Source organism: Planktothrix pseudagardhii, from assembly GCF_904830925.1.
GTDB lineage: Bacteria > Cyanobacteriota > Cyanobacteriia > Cyanobacteriales > Microcoleaceae > Planktothrix > Planktothrix tepida.
Genome location: NZ_LR882967.1, coordinates 474,143 through 492,811, shown reverse-complemented (window position 1 = coordinate 492,811; position 18,669 = coordinate 474,143). Strand labels below are relative to the sequence as shown.

12 protein-coding genes are annotated in these 18,669 nt (G+C 39.2%); 4 read left to right on the top strand and 8 right to left on the bottom strand.

From position 1 onward, the window contains the following. Positions 1 to 115: 115 nt before the first annotated feature. The gene (locus NMK36_RS02030; protein ID WP_072722744.1) at positions 116 to 808 is read right to left on the bottom strand and encodes a Crp/Fnr family transcriptional regulator; all 693 of its coding nucleotides are present in this window, start codon (positions 806 to 808) and stop codon (positions 116 to 118) included. A gap of 168 nt (positions 809 to 976) precedes the next feature. Between NMK36_RS02030 and hcp the strand changes: the two genes are divergently transcribed. Next, positions 977 to 2,602: a hydroxylamine reductase gene (gene hcp / locus NMK36_RS02025; RefSeq protein WP_254172875.1), complete on the top strand. Its 1,626-nt coding sequence runs from the start codon at positions 977 to 979 to the stop codon at positions 2,600 to 2,602. Between the two features lie 54 nt (positions 2,603 to 2,656). On the opposite strand, the gene NMK36_RS02020 is transcribed toward hcp, so the two are convergent. Then, positions 2,657 to 4,420: a TPM domain-containing protein gene (locus NMK36_RS02020; RefSeq protein ID WP_254172874.1), complete on the bottom strand. Its 1,764-nt coding sequence runs from the start codon at positions 4,418 to 4,420 to the stop codon at positions 2,657 to 2,659. 197 nt (positions 4,421 to 4,617) lie between these two features. Between NMK36_RS02020 and NMK36_RS02015 the strand changes: the two genes are divergently transcribed. Next, on the top strand, positions 4,618 to 6,108 hold the full coding sequence (locus NMK36_RS02015) for a diguanylate cyclase domain-containing protein (protein ID WP_254172873.1): 1,491 nt from the start codon (positions 4,618 to 4,620) through the stop codon (positions 6,106 to 6,108). A gap of 260 nt (positions 6,109 to 6,368) precedes the next feature. After that, positions 6,369 to 10,742: a PAS domain S-box protein gene (locus NMK36_RS02010; protein WP_254172872.1), complete on the top strand. Its 4,374-nt coding sequence runs from the start codon at positions 6,369 to 6,371 to the stop codon at positions 10,740 to 10,742. A 99-nt stretch (positions 10,743 to 10,841) separates the two neighbouring features. On the opposite strand, the gene NMK36_RS02005 is transcribed toward NMK36_RS02010, so the two are convergent. Then, positions 10,842 to 11,762, bottom strand: a complete 921-nt coding sequence (locus NMK36_RS02005; protein ID WP_254172698.1) for a transposase — start codon at positions 11,760 to 11,762, stop codon at positions 10,842 to 10,844. Between the two features lie 63 nt (positions 11,763 to 11,825). Here NMK36_RS02005 and NMK36_RS02000 point away from each other — a divergent pair, with 63 nt between their 5' ends. Next, complete coding sequence (locus tag NMK36_RS02000) at positions 11,826 to 14,588, top strand: PAS domain S-box protein (RefSeq protein WP_254172871.1); 2,763 nt, start codon at positions 11,826 to 11,828, stop codon at positions 14,586 to 14,588. A 153-nt stretch (positions 14,589 to 14,741) separates the two neighbouring features. Here NMK36_RS02000 and NMK36_RS01995 read toward each other — a convergent pair whose 3' ends face one another. From NMK36_RS01995 to NMK36_RS01975, 5 genes are all read right to left on the bottom strand, one after another. Next, on the bottom strand, positions 14,742 to 15,365 hold the full coding sequence (locus NMK36_RS01995; protein WP_072716941.1) for a HEAT repeat domain-containing protein: 624 nt from the start codon (positions 15,363 to 15,365) through the stop codon (positions 14,742 to 14,744). 49 nt (positions 15,366 to 15,414) lie between these two features. Then, on the bottom strand, positions 15,415 to 16,251 hold the full coding sequence (locus NMK36_RS01990; RefSeq protein ID WP_072716940.1) for a HEAT repeat domain-containing protein: 837 nt from the start codon (positions 16,249 to 16,251) through the stop codon (positions 15,415 to 15,417). 216 nt (positions 16,252 to 16,467) lie between these two features. Beyond that, positions 16,468 to 16,710: a phycobilisome linker polypeptide gene (locus tag NMK36_RS01985; protein ID WP_072716939.1), complete on the bottom strand. Its 243-nt coding sequence runs from the start codon at positions 16,708 to 16,710 to the stop codon at positions 16,468 to 16,470. 83 nt (positions 16,711 to 16,793) lie between these two features. Beyond that, positions 16,794 to 17,660, bottom strand: coding sequence for a phycobilisome linker polypeptide (locus NMK36_RS01980; protein ID WP_072716938.1), 867 nt, complete (start codon positions 17,658 to 17,660; stop codon positions 16,794 to 16,796). Between the two features lie 176 nt (positions 17,661 to 17,836). Then, a complete protein-coding gene (locus NMK36_RS01975; RefSeq protein WP_072716937.1) occupies positions 17,837 to 18,652 on the bottom strand; it encodes a phycobilisome linker polypeptide in 816 nt (271 codons plus the stop codon). Between the last annotated feature and the right edge of the window lie 17 nt (positions 18,653 to 18,669).

Genomic DNA, 18,669 nt, shown 5'->3' with positions numbered 1-18,669 from the left:
CAGTCTAGCATAGCAGCGAAAGATAGAAAGATAGACAGTATCTGATGATAGCTTTACATTCTTTTCATAATTCAAGAAAAAAAGTCACCTTTATTTAAAGATTTTATAATTCTGGTTAGGGTTTTTCATCAAAAAATGAAATTTTGGCTCGGCGGATCAATTCATTGCGATCTAAAATAGTAATGGATGAGCCGTTAATGACAATTAAACCCTCTTGAGTTAATCGAGCAAACACTCTGGATAATGTTTCTGGGATTGTTCCCAGTAAAGCAGCCAATTGAGTTTTCGTCAAGTCTAATTCTAAGGTGTCGAAATTTCCTGTCCTTTGGCTCAGATATAATAAATAAGTTGCTAATCGTTCAGGAACATCCTTTAAAGACAAATTTTCGATAATTTGAGCGAAACGACGTAAATGACGCGAACAAACGGCTAATAAATTCACCGCTAAAGAAGGATGATGATGGAGAAGGTTTAAAAAAGCAGTTCTAGGGAAAAACAATAATTCTGTGGGTTCTAAGGCTTCTGCTGAAGCCGGAAAACATTGACCGTCAAAGGCGGGAACTTCCGCAAAATGTTCTCCGGGGTTAAAAATATGTAAAATTTGTTCTTTTCCTTCAAAGGATAGTTTAAATACTTTGACCCGTCCAGTCACAACTATAAAAAATCCATTTCCTTCATCTCCCTCTTCAAAAATTAACTCTCCTTTGGGATACCGTTTCAAAACACTAATCTCCCCTAACGCCTCAATTTGGTCATCGGGGAGATTTAAGAAAAATTGAGTTTGTCGCAAAAATTCAGGTAGATTCATTACTCAGGAGTTCGGTGTTGTTTGTTGTTTGTTGTCTATTAACCATTAACGCTCAACCGTTATATTCCCTGTTCCCTCTTCTAACAATTGACTTAAGTCAAGGTCAGTTTAAAACCTGCGTCCTACAGTGGAAATAGAGAAAAAGAAAGTGACTTAGGAGAAACGGTTATGTTTTGCAGTCAGTGTGAACAAACAGCTAGTGAACAAGGATGTTTAAAATGGGGTGCTTGTGGTAAAAGTCCCGACGTAGATGCGTTACAAGATTTGTTGTTACATTGTCTGCGGGGATTGGGGGAAGTTGCGACCATTGCTCGTCAGTATGGAATCCTTTCCTTTGAAGCCAATACTTTTACCTGTGAAGCTTTATTTTCGACTTTAACGAATGTTAACTTTGATGCCGAGGATTTCATTCATTATATCCATAAAACCGTTCAATTGCGGGATAACCTCCGAGCATTACTTCCTCAGCCAATAACCGGTTCTCCCCTGTGTTGGCTGTCAGTTGGAGAAACAAAGGAAGAGTTAATTCAACAAGGTAAAAATAGCGAATTTGACTTTATTAGTCAATCGGCCAGTAATGTTGATATTTTCTCCTTAAAACTAACCGTAATTTACGGACTCAAGGGAATTGCTGCCTATGGATATCATGCTCAAGAATTAGGACATCATGATGAGCGAGTTTATGCGTTTTGTCATGAAGCCTTAGCGGCCTTATCTAATGCCGATTTAACTTTAGACGATTGGGTGAATATTGCCTTAAAATTAGGAGAAGTTAACCTACGAGTTATGGAACTTTTGGATGCTGCTAATACAGAAACCTACGGTCATCCCGTTCCAACCACCGTTGCCTTAAATCCTCATGCAGGTAAAGCAATTTTAGTGTCCGGTCATGATTTGAAAGACTTAGAAGAACTCCTCAAACAAACAGAAAATACCGGAATTTATGTCTATACTCATGGGGAACTTTTACCCGCTCATGGCTATCCGAAACTGAAACAAAAATATCCTCATTTGTACGGACATTATGGCACAGCATGGCAAAATCAAACCCGTGAATTTGCTGATTTTCCGGGGCCAATTGTGATGACCACCAATTGTTTAATGCCTCCCCATCAAACCTATAAAAACCGGGTGTTTACCTGTGGCCCTGTTGGCTGGCCAGATGTGACTCATTTATCCAGTCGAGACTTTACACCCGTGATTAAAATGGCATTAGAATTACCGGGATTTACAGAAACTGAAAAACCCCGTCAAGTGATGACTGGATTTGCGCGCAATGCAGTTTTAAATGTAGCAGGTGAAGTGATTAATGCGGTTAAAACTGGAAAAATTCGTCATTTCTTCTTAGTGGGAGGTTGCGATGGTGCTAAACCCGGACGCAGTTATTATAGTGAATTTGTGGAAAAAGTTCCTCAAGATTGTGTTGTTTTAACTTTAGCTTGTGGCAAATTCCGCTTCTTTGATCAAGAATTAGGAGAGATTAATGGCATTCCGCGATTAATGGATGTGGGACAATGTAATGATGCTTATTCTGCGATTCAAATTGCCTTAGCCTTAGCTAATGCTTTTAATGTGGATGTTAATGAATTACCGTTATCCATGATTTTATCTTGGTATGAACAAAAAGCGGTTTCTATTTTATTAACATTGCTTTATTTAGGCATCAAAGATATTCGCCTCGGCCCTACATTACCTGCCTTTATTTCTCCCAATGTTTTCCAACTGTTACAACGTCAATATAACCTGCAACCTATCACCACTCCCGATGCTGATTTAGCCGCTTGTTTAGCTTAGGTTAATAGGTACTGTAGAGACGTTGTATACAACGTCTCTACATGGGTCTTGACTTCAATAATCACCTCCCGCACCGCCTCCTCCACTGCTTCCTCCGCCAAAATCACTTCCACCTCCCCCACTGGAACTTCCGCCTCCCCCAGAACTGCTACTTTCGCTAACTTGGGGGATAGTTTCTTCTTCTTGTTTTTGATAATTGCAACATTGACAAGTTAATGTAATTAAACGAGTTCCACTCTGATAAGTGGTCGCTTCTCTTGTTACTTGCGATGTTCGAGTTACGGTTAATTCATTACCCTGGGGACAATAGGAATATTCAGAATCATTGATAATATAAGCTCGCAAATGAATTGTATCTCGGCTAATTGTTGATGCAACATCAGGACACCACCACCCTTCAAACTCAACACTTCTTAACTCCTGAGCTACTTTTTCATGATCGGTTAAAATGGGTAAAACTTGATTTTGTTCTAAAAGCTGCATCGGTTTTTGAGAAGTTTCTTCATATAAAGGACGAACCGAAGTAGAGCGATTTCCTCGAATTGCAAAACGTTTATAAAGTGAATTTGCAATAGATTCACTGGCAATTAAACTCAAAATTCCAGCAATAATTAATGTTCTAGTATTGGGATCAAAATATCCGATAAAATCCCATATAAAACCCAAGGATTCATTAATCCAGGGAGCAAAAAATAAATACCAGATTATCCCAGCTATTATTCCAACTCCTAATAAAATAGTTGTTGACTGGATGGCTTTATTTCTGGGATTTTGCCAATTTGCCAAAATAGACAGTAAATACAATAGTAAAATTGTGACTACTACAACGGAAGTTTGAGGCGAATCAAAATAAAATCCGGGCAAATAAATAGCAATGATGAATAAAATTACCCAATTTCCTAATAAGAATAGTCTTCCTAACCAATGACTCTGATTCAAAGGAACCCAAGATTGTGGCCCCAATAAGGTGATTAGGTAAATAATATAAGTGGTTATAATTCCACCGATCAAAATCAAATTCGGATAGGTTTGAACCAAAATTGATAAAATAATACTATTAACTGTAAATAAGATTGCAAAGGTTCCAATTTGGAGGGAACGTTTCATTTTAAAATCAAGTGGATCAATCCCCTTAATTCGAGTATAACTACCGAGTTGAACAAAAGCTGGTTGTTGAGATTGGCGTTTGGCTTGTTGATAAAAACGATAGGAAAATAAACTTGATAAAGTGACTATAAAAAAAGTAAAATTAGAAAATCTTTGGGTTAAAGGAACACCGGGAGGATAAATTTCTTTGTCTAAAATGGAAATTATAGCTTCGGTTCCAGCGAGAGTTCCACCATCCCAATCCTTTTGTTTAAAAGCGGGAATAATTTTAGTTTTAATAATATGTCCAACACGAGCATCTGGTAAGGCTCCTTCAACACCATAACCTGTTTCAATTTCAATCCGGCGATCGCCCACAGAATTCAAAAATAAAACGCCATTATCCTGTCCTGCTTTGCCAATTTTCCAAGTATTAAATAGTTGGGTTGTAAACTCTTTGGGTGTAGCGGAAGGTTCTGTGGTAGGAACGGTAACAACAGCTATTTCTGTACCATTTTTGGCTTCTAATTCGCCTATCATTTGATTGAGTTTAGCTTCGGTTTCAGGGCTCAAAATATTAGCCATATCCGTTACCCATCCCCCATTTTGTTGTCGAGGGTTGGGTACCTGTTCAACGGTTAACGCTTGAGTCAGTATGGGAAAAATCAATAAAGAACAGCAAAATAAAATGATCCAGAATAACCGTTGCTTACCTTGTTTGAACCTATACATAGAAATGATCTCCTAAATCTGGAATAGAATTTAGAACATAAAAACCAGGTTATCTAACAGAATAATATCTTAATGGAGTTGTAATTTTGAAGACAAATTCCCATTAATATTCTGAAGTATAATAGTACGGAATCTAAACCCTAGAGGCGTAAGGATAGTTTGATCTGCGGCTTATTGTCTTAGCTGACTCAGTGCGAATGTATTTTTCTTCCAATTCTGTATCGAGAGCCGACTTGCTAGTTATTGATGATACACTGGCAAATTTAAGGCTCTTAGTCAATCTGCTGCGAGAAAACGGCTATAAAGTTCGAGCCGTTAGTAATGGTTATGAGGCTCTGGAGACGATTCAAAAGAGCCCCCCCGACTTAATTTTATTAGATATTCTCATGCCCGATTTATCGGGTTATGAAGTTTGTCAACAGTTAAAAGAAAGGCCAAAAACCCAAGATATCCCGATTATCTTCCTGAGTGCCTTAAGTGACGGATTAGATAAAGTCAAAGCCTTTAGTGTGGGAGGTTCAGACTATATTACTAAACCTTTTCAAGTAGAAGAAGTGTTAGCACGGGTGAAAAATCAACTCACCATTCAATGGCACAAAAAACAACTTCAACTTGAAATTTTAGAACGAGAACAAGCTCAAGAAGCTTTGCGCTTACAATATCAACGAGAACAAGCCTTAAATCGAGTCATCCGGGCTATTCGGAATTCCCTGGAACTTTCGACGGTTTTTTCTACCACTGTGACCGAAATTGGTCAACTCTTACAAGCCGATTGGGTGGCGATTATTCAGCATTTTTCTCAATCCCATAGCTGGCAACCGATTGTTGAATATTTTCCCAATTCCGATCTAGCCAAATTGGTCAATGCTAAACTGTTAAATTCCCAAGGGTTATTAACAGAACGCTTGAAATTATTGCAGGTCTTTTGTGTCGAAGACCCTCACAATATCATCGATTCCAGCAATCAAGATTTAGTTGAACAATATCCGAGAATTTGGTTGGCAATTCCCGTTTATTCTAATGGAGAAGTCTGGGGAAGTTTAAGTATTGTCAGACATCAATCCCTTCCCTGGTCAGAAACTGATGTTGAGTTAGCGGTAGTTGTCACTGATCAATTAGCGATCACAATTGGACAATCTCAACTGTATCAACAACTGCACCAAGTCAATCATGAATTAGAACGTCTTGCTAATTTAGATGGGTTAACCCAAGTCCCCAATCGTCGTAGGTTTGATCGAGTTTTAGAACAAGAATGGCTAAGATTGCGACGAGAAAAACTGCCTTTATCCTTAATTTTAGCAGACATCGATTATTTTAAATTATATAATGATACCTATGGTCATTTATGCGGGGATGATTGTTTAAAGCAAGTCGCACAAACCATTCATGAAACCCTTAAACGTCCTGCGGATTTAGTCGCCCGTTATGGAGGAGAAGAATTTGCGATTATTCTTCCCAATACTTCCTTAGCGGGATCAATACAAGTGGCTGAACAAATCCGACAAGCGGTTTATAATTTACAATTACCCCATGTCGCCTCCCCTGACAAACAAGTGATCACCCTGAGTTTAGGAGTGAGTAGTTTAATTCCCCCCATCGATGGAGAACCCCAAATTTTAATTCAAAAAGCAGATCAAGCTTTATATAAAGCCAAAAATCTCGGAAAAAATATTGTGTGTGAGCTTTGAGACTCAGGAGATATCGCAAACGGATTAGATGGGTGTCCCAAATTTCAAATTCAAAGCAACCCGGAATCAGGTCAATACTTTAGTCTGTTTTATCAACAGTTGAAATTAGGGCAACTCCTGAAATAAAAGTTTTATAAAGATTAATTGTTTTTTGGAAAATAATACATAAAATAAAGATAAGGTGGAGGTTTGTTTTTGATTCTGACTCAATAAAAAACAAATTTATCATTTTTCAACCCAAATCCAGAGGGGCAAGTCTTATGATAAATAAACAGCCATCATTGGCATCCAATTTAACTCAACGAGCCGAAACCCTAAAAGGTTTTTCTCAACAGATGAGTTTAGGGATTAGCATTTTAGGATTTTTGGGATTGCTGAGTTGGATGGGGCAACAAGTTTTTGCTGATTCGATTTTATTCCATCTGATTCCCTTAAATATTTATACCACAATCAGTTTAACCCTGAGTGGATTAAGCTTATGGTTCTGGCATTATAACAACCGAAATTTCTCCGAATCCCAGATCCCCAAAAATCTAAAATCAGCCCTGAAAATAGGAGAATTGAGCATCATTTTTATGGCTCTATTTACCCTCCTATATCATCTGTATGATCACATCTCCCTTTCCCTATTTCCAGCCTTTTTCAGTGGCTCTCTTCTAGTGCCAATGCAGATGAATACCGCTTTCGCATTTCTGATGCTGGGCGTGGCGTTGCTGCTTTTAAACCGCACTCATCCTCCTGATTTTTTCATTGAAATTTTGGTGATGGGGGCTGGATTTATCATGGTTTTAGGACTATTAACCCCGATTTACAATTACATTTATTTTGAACCCGAATTCACCCCAGAAATCCGATGGCAAACTGCAATTCTTGTGCTATTGCTGTGTAGTAGCCTATTAAGTGCTCGCCCCCATCGAGGATTAATGTTGATTCTCCTGGGGGACAGTATGGGTAGCCATCTGGCCCGTCAACTCTTACCTGGGATACTCTTGTTACCCCCAATTTTAGGGGGTTTGGGACTATGGGGGGTACAGAAAGCCCTCTATAACGAACCTATGGCGCTCGCCATCAGTACGACCCTAGATATGGTGATGTTATTAGGACTGGTGAGTTGGAATGCTAACACCCTCAACCAAATTGATCTGCGTCGGCGATATGCCGAAGTTAGCCTTCAAGAAACTAATTTACAACTCGAAAACCGAGTTGAAGAACGCACTCAACAACTGCGTGAAAGTGAAGAACAATTTCGACAATTAGCAGAAAATATTCGAGAAATCTTTTTTATTAATACCTTTAATCATACTCAACTCATTTATATTAGTCCCACATACCCAGAAATTTTTGGTCGTTCCTGTGAGAGTCTTTATCAAAATCCGAATTCTTGGTTTGATGCAATTCATCCCGATGATCGGAACCAGGTTAAAGTTGCTTTACAACAGCAAACCCAAGGGGAACCATTTTATCAAGAATACCGGATTATTCGCCCCGATGGTTCTCTGCGTTGGGTATTATCCCGCACGTTTTTTATTCGCAATAAGGCCGGAGAATATTACCGAATTGTCGGACTGGTGGAAGATATTACCCAACGTAAACAAGCAGAACTAGACTTACAACAAGCGAAAGTTAACTTAGAAACCCAAGTTTATGAACGGACTGCTGAGTTACAAACTTGGAAACAACGTTATGAAATCGCCGTTGAAGTCAGTGGTCAATTGTTATATGAATATGATTTATTAACTCAACAGCATACCTGGGGAAACAATGCCAAAACCTTATTAGGCTACGATGTTGCAGAAATGCCCCTGACCCTTGAAGGTTTTTTAAGTTTAATTCATCCTGATGATCGAGAAACCTGGCGACAAGAAACTCAAAAGATGTTGCAGAAAAACTCGCTTCGATTTCAATCTCAATATCGCTTACTCAACAAAAAAGGAGCTTATATTTGGATAGAAGATCAATGTTATTTGGCGACAATCAATGGAAATTATCGAACAAAACTTATTGGTTTTTTACGAGATATTAGTGAACAGAAAAGAATCGAAATTACCCAGTCTCAAATGGCTGCAATTATTGAATTCTCAGATGATGCGATTATTAGTAAAACCTTAGATGGGATGGTAATCAGTTGGAATATTGGGGCTGAACGGTTGTTTGGATATACAGCGACAGAAATGATGGGTCAATCGATCTCAATTTTATTACCCCCAGAACGTTTGTCTGAAGAAGCTGAAATTTTAGAACGACTGCTTCACGGTGAACGAATTCAACATTTTGAAACCGTCCGAACCCGAAAAGATGGCAGCTTAGTCCCTATTTCTTTAACAATTTCTCCGGTTAAAAATACCAAGGGAGAGATGATTGGAGTATCTAAAATTGCGCGAGATATTAGTGAACGTAAACGCATAGAAGCGGATTGGCGAGAAAGTGAAGAACGATTTCGCAGTGCCTTTGAAAATGCTTCGATTGGGATGGCAATTGTCAGTTTAAAAGGCCAGTGGATCAGGGTTAATCAAGCTTTATGTGAAATGCTGGGATATACTCAGGCAGAATTATTAAATTTAACCTTTCAAGACATTACCCATCCTGATGACTTAGAGAAAGATTGGGAAAATTATCATAATTTATTAAATCAAGTTATTCAAAATTATCAAAGTGAAAAACGATATCTTCATAAACAAGGACAGATCATTTGGGTCTTATTGAATAGTACATTAGTTCGAGATATTCAAGGAAATCCTTTATATTTTCTGGCTCAAATTCAAGATATTACTCAACGCAAACAACTTGAACAAGAATTACTGCAAAAACAACAATTATTAGATGCCTTTATTACCAGTGCGCCTGTGGGAATGACCGTTCTGGATGATCAACTGAAATTTGCTTTTATTAATCAAGCCCTTGCAGAAATCAATGGAATTTCAGTAGAAGAGCATATTGGTAAAACCCCTTGGGATATTGTACCGGATTTAGCCATTAAACAAGAAAAAATCTTTCACGAAGTTTTAAATGAAGGGAGAACCATTCTTTCCATTGAAATTTCAGGAGAAACCCTTAAACAACCCGGAGTTAATCGCACTTGGTTAGTTTCTTACTTTCCCATTCGTTCTCAATCTCAGAAACCCATTGCTATCGGAATTGTTGTGGCTGAAATTACCGACCGTAAACAAGCAGAAGCTGCCTTGCGCGATAGTGAAGCTCGTTTCCGAGCCATTTTTAACCAAACCTTCCAATTAATGGGACTGTTAACCTGTGAAGGCATGATTTTAGAAATTAATCAAACCGCCTTAGATTTTGCCGATTTACAGCATCAAGATATCGTGAATCAACCGTTTTGGAAAGGACACTGGTGGACAGTTTCTCCCCAAACTCAAGCCCAACTTCAGGATGCGATTCATCGAGCGGCTCAAGGGGAATTTATTCACTATGAAGTTGAAATTTATAGCCACAATTATCAACTGAAAACCCTGGATTTTTCTCTGCGTCCGTTATTTAATGAAACCGGAGAAGTCAAGCTTTTAATTGCTGAAGGACGAGATATTACCGAACAACAAACCTTACAACTGGAATTAGCCCAACGAGAATCCTGGTTAGATGCTTTTTTTGCTTGTGCTCCGGCTGGATTATTAATTTTAGATAATCAAAAACGATTTATTAAAGTTAACGATTCCATTGCTCGAATGCACCGAATTCCCGCTAAAGATCATATTGGTCAATCCATTCAAGATGTGTCTTGCGACTATACAGCCATTTTAGAATTTGTTGGCGATGAAGTTTTAAGCAAAGGAAACCCGATTTTAGATTTAGAAATTAGTGGCGAATCTAGTTATCCGGGGATTAGAAGTTATTGGATGGCATCGTTTTTCCCCCTATCAACGGATGTTCAAGGCTGTCCTTCCGGGGTGGGTGGGGTGTTCTTAGATATTACTGAACGCAAGCGAGTCGAATTAGAATTACGGTCTGTGAGTGAACGATTGCAATATTTACTAACGGTGAGTCCCGCCGTGATTTTTAGTTGTCAACCCCAAGCAGATTATGACATTACCTTTATGAGTGATAATGTTCGCAGTTTATTGGGATATTATGCGCCAGAATTTATTAAAAATTCTGGGTTTTGGTTAAGTCATGTTCATCCTGAAGATATTAAATTATTACGCTCAGGATTACAGCATATTTTAAAACGAGATGTTTTTAGTTATGAATATCGATTTTTACACGCTGATCACACCTATCGTTGGTTAGATATGCAAATGCGATTAGTTCGAGATTCTAAAGGACAACCTTTAGAAATTGTAGGATACTGGGTTAATATTACTGATCGCAAAAAAGCTCAAGCTGAACTCCAAATTACTCAAAGACGATTACAAACGGTGATTGAAACCATCGGAAATGGCATCACCTTGAGCAATAATCAAGGAGAATTTTTAATTTTTAATTCTCAAATGGAAAGCATCACCGGATATGGCTTAGAAGATACTCAAAGCCACCCCGATTTTATGAAGTTGCTATATCCTGATACCAAGGCTTATCAACAGGCGGGAGAACGTTTACAACAGGTGATTCATGAAGGCGCATTACATAATAGACATCTCCGAAAATCTCCAAATGCCCTCTATCGCTACTTTTGGAATCTCTAGCACTCCTGTGCCGGCTTCTCCAAAAGTAACGGATTCATAGGCTTTTTCAGTCACATTAATAATAACTAATGAATTTTATCTCTGATATGCAATCATTTCTCAAAAGAATTCTGGGCAATTCTTAGATGGTAATACAATCGCTCCTATTCGCCATCTTATTAATCCACATACTGTCAAGATTATTGCTTCATAATTTTGCCTCTTTAACCGAAATCTTTCTGAAGCAACTCGATAAATTTTTATCAGTCTTATTAAATGTTCGACTACAATCCTTTGTTTAGCTTTTAATCGATTTTCTTCTTGCTTTTCAGCCGATATCTCTTGATTCCTCGGTTTCTTATGTGGTGTATTAATTGCTGTTTCTCCTACATAAGCTTTATCCCCTCTGTATTTTTGATTATTCCCCAATTCCTGGCTTCTTTCTCTCCACAATTTCAGATCACTTGTTGCTCCGGTATAACCCACAGCTACATCCACTATTTCTTTTCCATTTGGCATGACAATGACTTGATTTTTAAAGGTATGTGTCTTTTTCTTTCCTGAGTAATATTTTTTCTGCTCTTCATTGTCTGTTGGTCTTTCCCTGGGCTGTTCATAGCTATCTACTACTAACTCAAATTCCACCAGAATTTTTTCTACCCACTCCCAATCACTCTCGTTTTTTTTTACTTGCTCTAGCAAACTCGCTGGTAGTAATTCTCTCAAGATTTTTATCCAGTTATGGAAAATATCATTCGCTGTTGATTCACTGACTTCAAACTGTAACCCTAACATTTGAAATGTGGGCATTTGATGCAGATAAATTAGAGTCAGTAAGATTTGTTCCTCCACAGATAATTTCTGCCGACGACCCCCACCTGCTTTAATCAACCTGATTTTAGTTTTTTCTTTTTCCTGTCGTTTTTCTTCTTCTAATAACTCCGCAGCTTGAATGAGTTCTATCATCTGTTCATATTCCATCCCTAATAGCCTTTTTGCTTGCTGGGGATTCTTGTCCAGATAGTCTCTTAATTTACTCATCTCTAATCCGGGGTAAAATTTAATTTTATCATCTTTTTACCCCTCCTTTTTTCTATTTTGGAGATGTCTAATATTGAAACAACGATTATTACTAAATTAGGGGATACTAAAACTCTCTTGGTTTCAACAGTATTATTAGAAGATGAACGAGGAGAATTATTTTTAACGGTTTATCAAGATATTACCGAACGCAAACGCACAGAAGCTGCATTACAAGAAGTTAATGATTTATTACAAGCCACTATTCTAGCTGCTCCCGTTGCTATTGATGTGATTGATAAAAATGGGAAAGTCTTGGTGTGGAATCCAGCCGCAGAACGAATTTTTGGTTGGTCATTTCAAGAAGTGATTGGTCAATCTTTACCCATGATTCCTAATGATTCTATACAAGAATTTGAAGAATTCGTGAATCATACATTTGTCGGAGATACCCTCAGTCAAGTGGAAACTAAACGTCAACGCAAAGATGGATCTTTAGTGGATATTAGTTTATCGACGGCTTTAGTGCGGAATTCCCAAGGTCAAATTATTGCGGCGATGGGAATTTGTGAAGATATTAGTGAACGCAAACGCACGGAGGAAGCGTTACGTCGTTATGAAAGAATTGTCGCCGCAACAACGGATCAAATTTGTTTAATTGATCGCAACTATACCTATCAGTTAGCGAACCCCGCCTATTTGAATCTTTATCATCAAGCTTTAGAGGATTTGATGGGTCGTCCTCTGATCAATTTGGTCGGTCAAGAGCAATTTGAACAGATGATGAAACCTCATTTAGAACGATGTTTACAGGGAGAAGTCATCCATACTCATTTTTGGTTAAGTTCTGCAACCTTAGAGTCTCAATTTCTCAGTATTACTTACGCGCCTTATTATGAACTCAACCAGAATATTTCCGGTGTGGTGATTAGTATTCGCAATTTAACGGAACTCAAAATCGCTGAAGAAAAATTACGACAAAGTGAAGAAGCATTAGTTGAAGCTCAACGCATTGCTCATATTGGAAATTGGAAATTTGATGTAGCCACTCAACAAATGAGTTGGTCAGAAGAAATGTACAAAATTTTTGGATTAGAACACCCCTATCCTGAACCCAATTATCAACAGTATTTACAGTATGTTCATCCCGAAGATCGCTCTAGTGTTGAGCAACATATTCAAGCCGCTATTCAAGGGGGGATTTCTTATGAACTGGATTATCGGATTATTAGAGCCGATGGTTCTATTCGCTATTTAGAAGTTCGGGGAGAAGGAGTTAGAGATCAACAAGACAATATTGTTCAACTGTTTGGAACAGCTTTAGATATTAGCGATCGCAAACAAGTGGAATTAGAACTACACAAAGCTAAAGAATCCGCAGAAATCGCCAATAAAGCCAAAAGCCTGTTTATTGCTAATATGAGCCATGAATTAAGAACGCCCTTAAATGCAATTCTCGGATTTGCTCAATTAATGAGTCATGATCCGATCATTCCCCCCTATCAACGGGAAAATTTAGAAATCATTCGCCGCAGTGGCGATCATCTGCTTCATTTAATTAATAATGTTTTAGATCTTTCTAAAATAGAAGCGGGACGCATGACCTTTGATCAAAGTAGCTTTGATCTCAATTATTTAATTTTATCTACCTGGGAAATGTTTCGCTTACGGGTAGAAGCAAAAGGATTAAAATTCATCCTCAATATTCAACCTGATGTTCCTCAAACGGTCATAACTGACCCCAATAAGCTCCGCCAAATTTTAATTAATATTTTAGGAAATGCGATTAAATTTACTCAGAAAGGCAGTGTGAGTTTAACGCTTAACAGGAAACTGGAAACCGGGAACACTCTACGCTTTGAAATTCAGGATTCAGGTGTTGGGATTTCTCCAGCAGAATTAAATAATATTTTTGATGCTTTTATTCAAAGTCAATCCGGTAAAAAAGCCCTAGAAGGGACGGGTTTGGGATTAACCATTAGTCAAAAATTTGTTGAATTAATGGGAGGATCTTTAGGGGTACAAAGTACCCTGGGTGTCGGAAGTACATTTTGGTTTGAAATTCCGGTACAGATTGCCCACAAAAGCCAAGTTCAATCACCCCAAATCAGTCGTCAAGTTTTATCTTTAGCTCCTGGTCAACCGAATTATCGAATTTTAGTGGTGGATGATCAACCCGAAAATCGTCAACTGATGATTAAATTATTAACTCAAATTGGATTTGAAGTTAAAGAAGCTGAAAATGGACACGAAGCTCTGATCCTCTGGCAAGAATGGCAACCCCATCTGATTTGGATGGATATTCGGATGCCGATTATGGATGGTTATGAAGCGACTCAACACATTCGCGCTAGTTTGCAGGGTCAAAGCACCGTGATTATTGCCTTAACCGCCTATGCCTCTAAAAGCGATCTCCATTCTGCTTTATCGGCTGGATGTAACGACTATTTGAGTAAACCCTTCCAAGAAGATGAACTATTTAGCAAAATGGCTAAATATTTGAACGTGGAGTATGTGTATGTAGACCCTAACCTTTCATCCCCTCGCTCTCCTATCCCCTCGGATTTGGTTAACCCAGTTTTAACGTCTGATAGCCTGTTAGTCATGACTCCTGAATGGATTACCAACCTCCAGGAAGCAGCCCAGTTGTGTGATGAAGAAGAGGTGCTGCGTCTGACTGAACAAATCCCCCCTGAACATCAAGGGATTGCAGCCAGTTTGCGGGCTTTAGCCCGTGATTTTCAATTCCAACAAATTCGACAGTTAACCTTGTCGGAAAATCCCTCTGAACAGTCTTCGGATTCATCTAATGTAATGGCTGAACATCCTGAGAAAGAAATGGGTTAACAAAAAGTAATATAAATATTAAAAATTATTTAAAATGGAGATCTCAAATATAGCAATCCCAAATAGATTGTAATAATTTAAAACTGATATGAAACAGCCAGAAGTATTATCCCTGTTCCCTGTTCCCTGTTCCCTGTTCCCTAGCGCGTAGCTTTATAATTTTTGAATCGCCCATTTTGCCCTGGCTCGAACAGAAGTCGTTTCATCATTATTCACGATATATTCTAACTGTTCTTTAATTTTAGCGAACCATTCAGGCTGGGTTTCATGCAGAGCAATTGCTAAACCTTGTAGACCAAAAACCCCTGCATATCTGACAATCCATTCCGGGTCTTGTGATGTTTTTTGTAATATCATTAAAGTTTTAAATTGAGCATCAGGAATTTGTTCTGGGGGTAATTTATCCCATTGAATCATTCCTAATCCTCTGGCGGCGGCGCGACGAACACTTAAGGAGAAATCGCTTCCAGCAGATTCTAATAAAACTTCTAATGCACGGGGATCACCAATACCCGATAAGGCACGAACCGCCCAAGCTCTTGCCCCATAATTATAACCATCTAATTGTTCTAATAAAGGAATAACCGCAGGTTCACCCAGTTGAGTTAATCCATCAACCGCAGCCACCGCAGCCCCAGGATTATTATAACCTAAAACGTTAATTAATGTGGGAATTGATTCAATAGAATTAGCTTTTACTAAAGAAACAACCGCTTTCAATAAAGAGGCAGCAGAATCAGCTTGTTCAACAGCTTGAATTAAGGGTTGTACACTCATAATCTTAAGTTTCGCTTTCAGGTTTTAGGTAAAAAATAAGGGTAGTTTTTTATAAAAGAGAATCCATTAATTCCATCACTTCAATGGCTGATTCAGATAATCTAAAATCAGCACTATCTATGAATTGATGTTCTAAAATACCTTTTAACGCAATTAATTTTAAACTATTTTCTGCTAAGGTTTGGGCGATGGCTTTTGCCGCTGGTAAATACCCAATTGCACCTAAATCCATTAAAGCCGTGCGACGTAATGTTAAATCATTTCCTTTTAACGCCTCAATTAACCGTTCTCCATAACTATTGTCTCCGGTTAATTGATACAGGGCTCTCAGTGCTGCATACTGAACTTTAGGAATAGGATGCTCGATAAAGGGTTGAACTAAAGGAATCGCAACCGTCGCTTTTAAAGCTCCTAATGCTTCTAAAATTGCATCATAAGGTTGGACTAAATAGGGTTTTCCAGGGACACGTTGAGCAACTGCGACTCCCCCTTCTAATAAGTTCATTAAGCCGGAAATACAACGCTCATCTCCTAACTGTTCTAAGGCTTGAGTCGCTGCTTCCCGCACATAAACATCAGAACAATCTAAACATTCAATTAAGGCTAAAACTGCTCGTTTATCGCCGAGTTTTCCTAATGCTCTGGCTGCATTTCGGCGTAAGGGATAACCTCCTTCTTCCGTGCGATCAGATTCATCCTTTAAGGCTAGAATTAACGCATCTACCGCCGCAGGTTCATTGACGCGAAAACGCCCTAACCACCAAGCTGCATAATAACGACGTCCTAATTCTTCATGCTGAAGATTAGCGATCGCTTGTTCTATGGTTAAAGATTCCTCCGCTTGAGCAATATTTTTATCCGATGATTCGTATCCCAAATTGTCCATAGGTTAAATTCTGTTTTTCTCAACCTTACCATGAAAATCCTGGGGACGGAATAGTAGAAATTGAATTTTGTTTCTGACTTAATATAAAAAAATGGTTAGCTGTTTTACGTTTTAAACAACTAACCACAGATTTTAATTTAAAAATTAAACTAGGGTCTATTCACTTGTTAAATTTCGGTCTGAATTTCTAACAACTGAACTAGAGAATAATCACGATTATTCAGGACTGGAAGTTAAAGGTTGAATACTCACAATTTTTGCTCCCATCCGCGTTAAACGCTGCATTTCTTGGTTCATGCGGTTGTAAGGGACAGTAATAAATTGGCTGGAGCTAGAACGAATCTGATACTCCGTTTTGTCAGTTTCATTGGATTGACGTAAACCGACAACTTCGTAGCGAAAAAAGCGATTTCCCGATGGGGAACTCGATGATTGTCCAACAGCAATTTGACCTAACATGAGTTTAAATTTATCCAAAAACAGTTCTACAAACTTGACAAAAAGGGATCGCTAGATTAGCAATCCCTGGTTTTTCAGCAATCCTACACAGGAGTGACGCTGGCTACTTTCCCACCTTGGCGTTGAATTTCCTGAAGTAAAGGAGATAACTGTTCGTAAGCAACAATAAAAGATTTGCTGCTCCGACGAACTTTCGGATAGCGACGTTCACGAATTCCAGCCACTTCCACCCGATAACTACGGCCTTGTGCTAAGACACCACCGGTACTAAATCCAGTGGTTGGAACCACAGCTTGTCCAGAAGCCCGATAAGACCAACCTTCGTTACCACCGGAGGGGCCAACAATGGTAGAAACACTATTGGAACCCAGTTCTGTGGCTAAACGGGAGGCATTTCCTTCTAATTGAGAGCGATCGCTATTGGCATAACCCCGATACAACCGGAAGATGCGAGTAAAGCCAACGGTTCTTTGTCCCCGTTGAACTTCAAAGGCGCGATAGTAGGGAACCACATTTTCCCCAAAGCTTTCCAGATATTCGGCTGAATCAATATAAGAATCAATATCAGCGTCATAACCTTGATTTTGATATAAATCCAAGTGAAAAATCACTTCAGATTCATCATAGGGGGCACGACCCAATAAATGTTTGTAATTGAGTTCAATTACACGGGTTTGGAAATTCGGGTAGAAAAACTTGGTTTTGTACAGTTCCGATTTAGCAACGGAGCGCACAAACTCCCGCACAGTGATGCTGCCATCACACAACAGAGATTCAGCACTTTTGAGGCGCTCAGAACTCATTAAATAATCGTTACCCAAAAGTTGGCGGTAAACCGCACGAATGACTTGTTGGGCATCGTCTCTGCTCCAATCTGGACGCAGTTCAACACGAGGCGCTTCTTGAAACGCAGTTGTTCCGAGCCTAGATGCTGCTGTTGTAATAGCCACCTAAAATCCTCCTCTTATTAACGTGAGTTAGAATTGAGTTGCGAATGTAGCGTGCAACGATTCCGGTTGAAAGGTTTGTTACCTAGAGGGTTAGAGTCCAAGCTTGCCCGATGAACAGTCAGCTAGAACTCTAACCCCTTAAGCACAAACCGGCATTCAGGTTTTAATGAATGAGATTATGCCAACGTAATTCTCATCACCCGTCCCCCAGCACGATGAATTCGCTGCAACTGAGTAGACAGTTGGTCATAGGGTACGGTATATTCAGTGGTAGTACGACGCACCTGGGGTAGCGACTGTGTTGCTTTTTGCATAACAGTGAGGCGGTAAAGTTGTCCACGATTACCGCCTGTCGTACCTCCTAAGCTTTGCCCACTAGCAGGAGTTTGAATCGGAGAAGCTAAATTCCGAGCTAATTCCCAAGTTAAACGACTTTGCTTTTGGTTTTGAGCGCGATCGCTGCTGGCATACCCGCGATAAAGGGTAAATAAACGGTTAAAACCAACGGTTTTTTGCCCGTCTTGGGTAGAAAATCCCCGATAATAGGGAACGATATTTTCCCCAAAGTTTTCCAGATATTCGGGAGAGTCGAGGTAAGAGTTGATTTCTGCCTCGAAACCTTCGCTGGTGTAGAGATCAACGTGAAACGCAATCTCTGACTCATCGTAAGGGGCACGGCCCAAAAGATGTTTGTAATTTAACTCGATAAACCGAGTTTGAAAGTTAGGGTAAAAAAACTTAGTCCGGTAAAGCTCGGATAAAGCAATAGCTCTGACAAAATCCCGAACGGTAATTTGTCCTTGGCGGAGTAAAGATTCCGCGCTTGTGAGCCGTTCCCGCAACATCAGGTGTTCGTTGCCCATCACCTGACGATATGCTGCCACAATCACGGTTTGCACATCTGCTTCCGTGTAGTTGGGGCGCAGTTCTACGGGTTTTGTTTCTTCGAAAGCCCGGATACCAAGTCGGCTACCCTCAAGCAAGCCAACCATAGCCTTATGCTCCGTAA

Excerpts from the sequence above, each read along its gene's own strand:
- NMK36_RS02030 (WP_072722744.1), bottom strand. The coding sequence starts at position 808 with ATGAATCTACCTGAATTTTTGCGACAAACTCAATTTTTCTTAAATCTC.
- hcp (WP_254172875.1), top strand. The coding sequence starts at position 977 with ATGTTTTGCAGTCAGTGTGAACAAACAGCTAGTGAACAAGGATGTTTA.
- NMK36_RS02020 (WP_254172874.1), bottom strand. The coding sequence starts at position 4,420 with ATGTATAGGTTCAAACAAGGTAAGCAACGGTTATTCTGGATCATTTTA.
- NMK36_RS02015 (WP_254172873.1), top strand. The coding sequence starts at position 4,618 with ATGTATTTTTCTTCCAATTCTGTATCGAGAGCCGACTTGCTAGTTATT.
- NMK36_RS02010 (WP_254172872.1), top strand. The coding sequence starts at position 6,369 with ATGATAAATAAACAGCCATCATTGGCATCCAATTTAACTCAACGAGCC.
- NMK36_RS02005 (WP_254172698.1), bottom strand. The coding sequence starts at position 11,762 with ATGAGTAAATTAAGAGACTATCTGGACAAGAATCCCCAGCAAGCAAAA.
- NMK36_RS02000 (WP_254172871.1), top strand. The coding sequence starts at position 11,826 with ATGTCTAATATTGAAACAACGATTATTACTAAATTAGGGGATACTAAA.
- NMK36_RS01995 (WP_072716941.1), bottom strand. The coding sequence starts at position 15,365 with ATGAGTGTACAACCCTTAATTCAAGCTGTTGAACAAGCTGATTCTGCT.
- NMK36_RS01990 (WP_072716940.1), bottom strand. The coding sequence starts at position 16,251 with ATGGACAATTTGGGATACGAATCATCGGATAAAAATATTGCTCAAGCG.
- NMK36_RS01985 (WP_072716939.1), bottom strand. The coding sequence starts at position 16,710 with ATGTTAGGTCAAATTGCTGTTGGACAATCATCGAGTTCCCCATCGGGA.
- NMK36_RS01975 (WP_072716937.1), bottom strand. The coding sequence starts at position 18,652 with ATGGTTGGCTTGCTTGAGGGTAGCCGACTTGGTATCCGGGCTTTCGAA.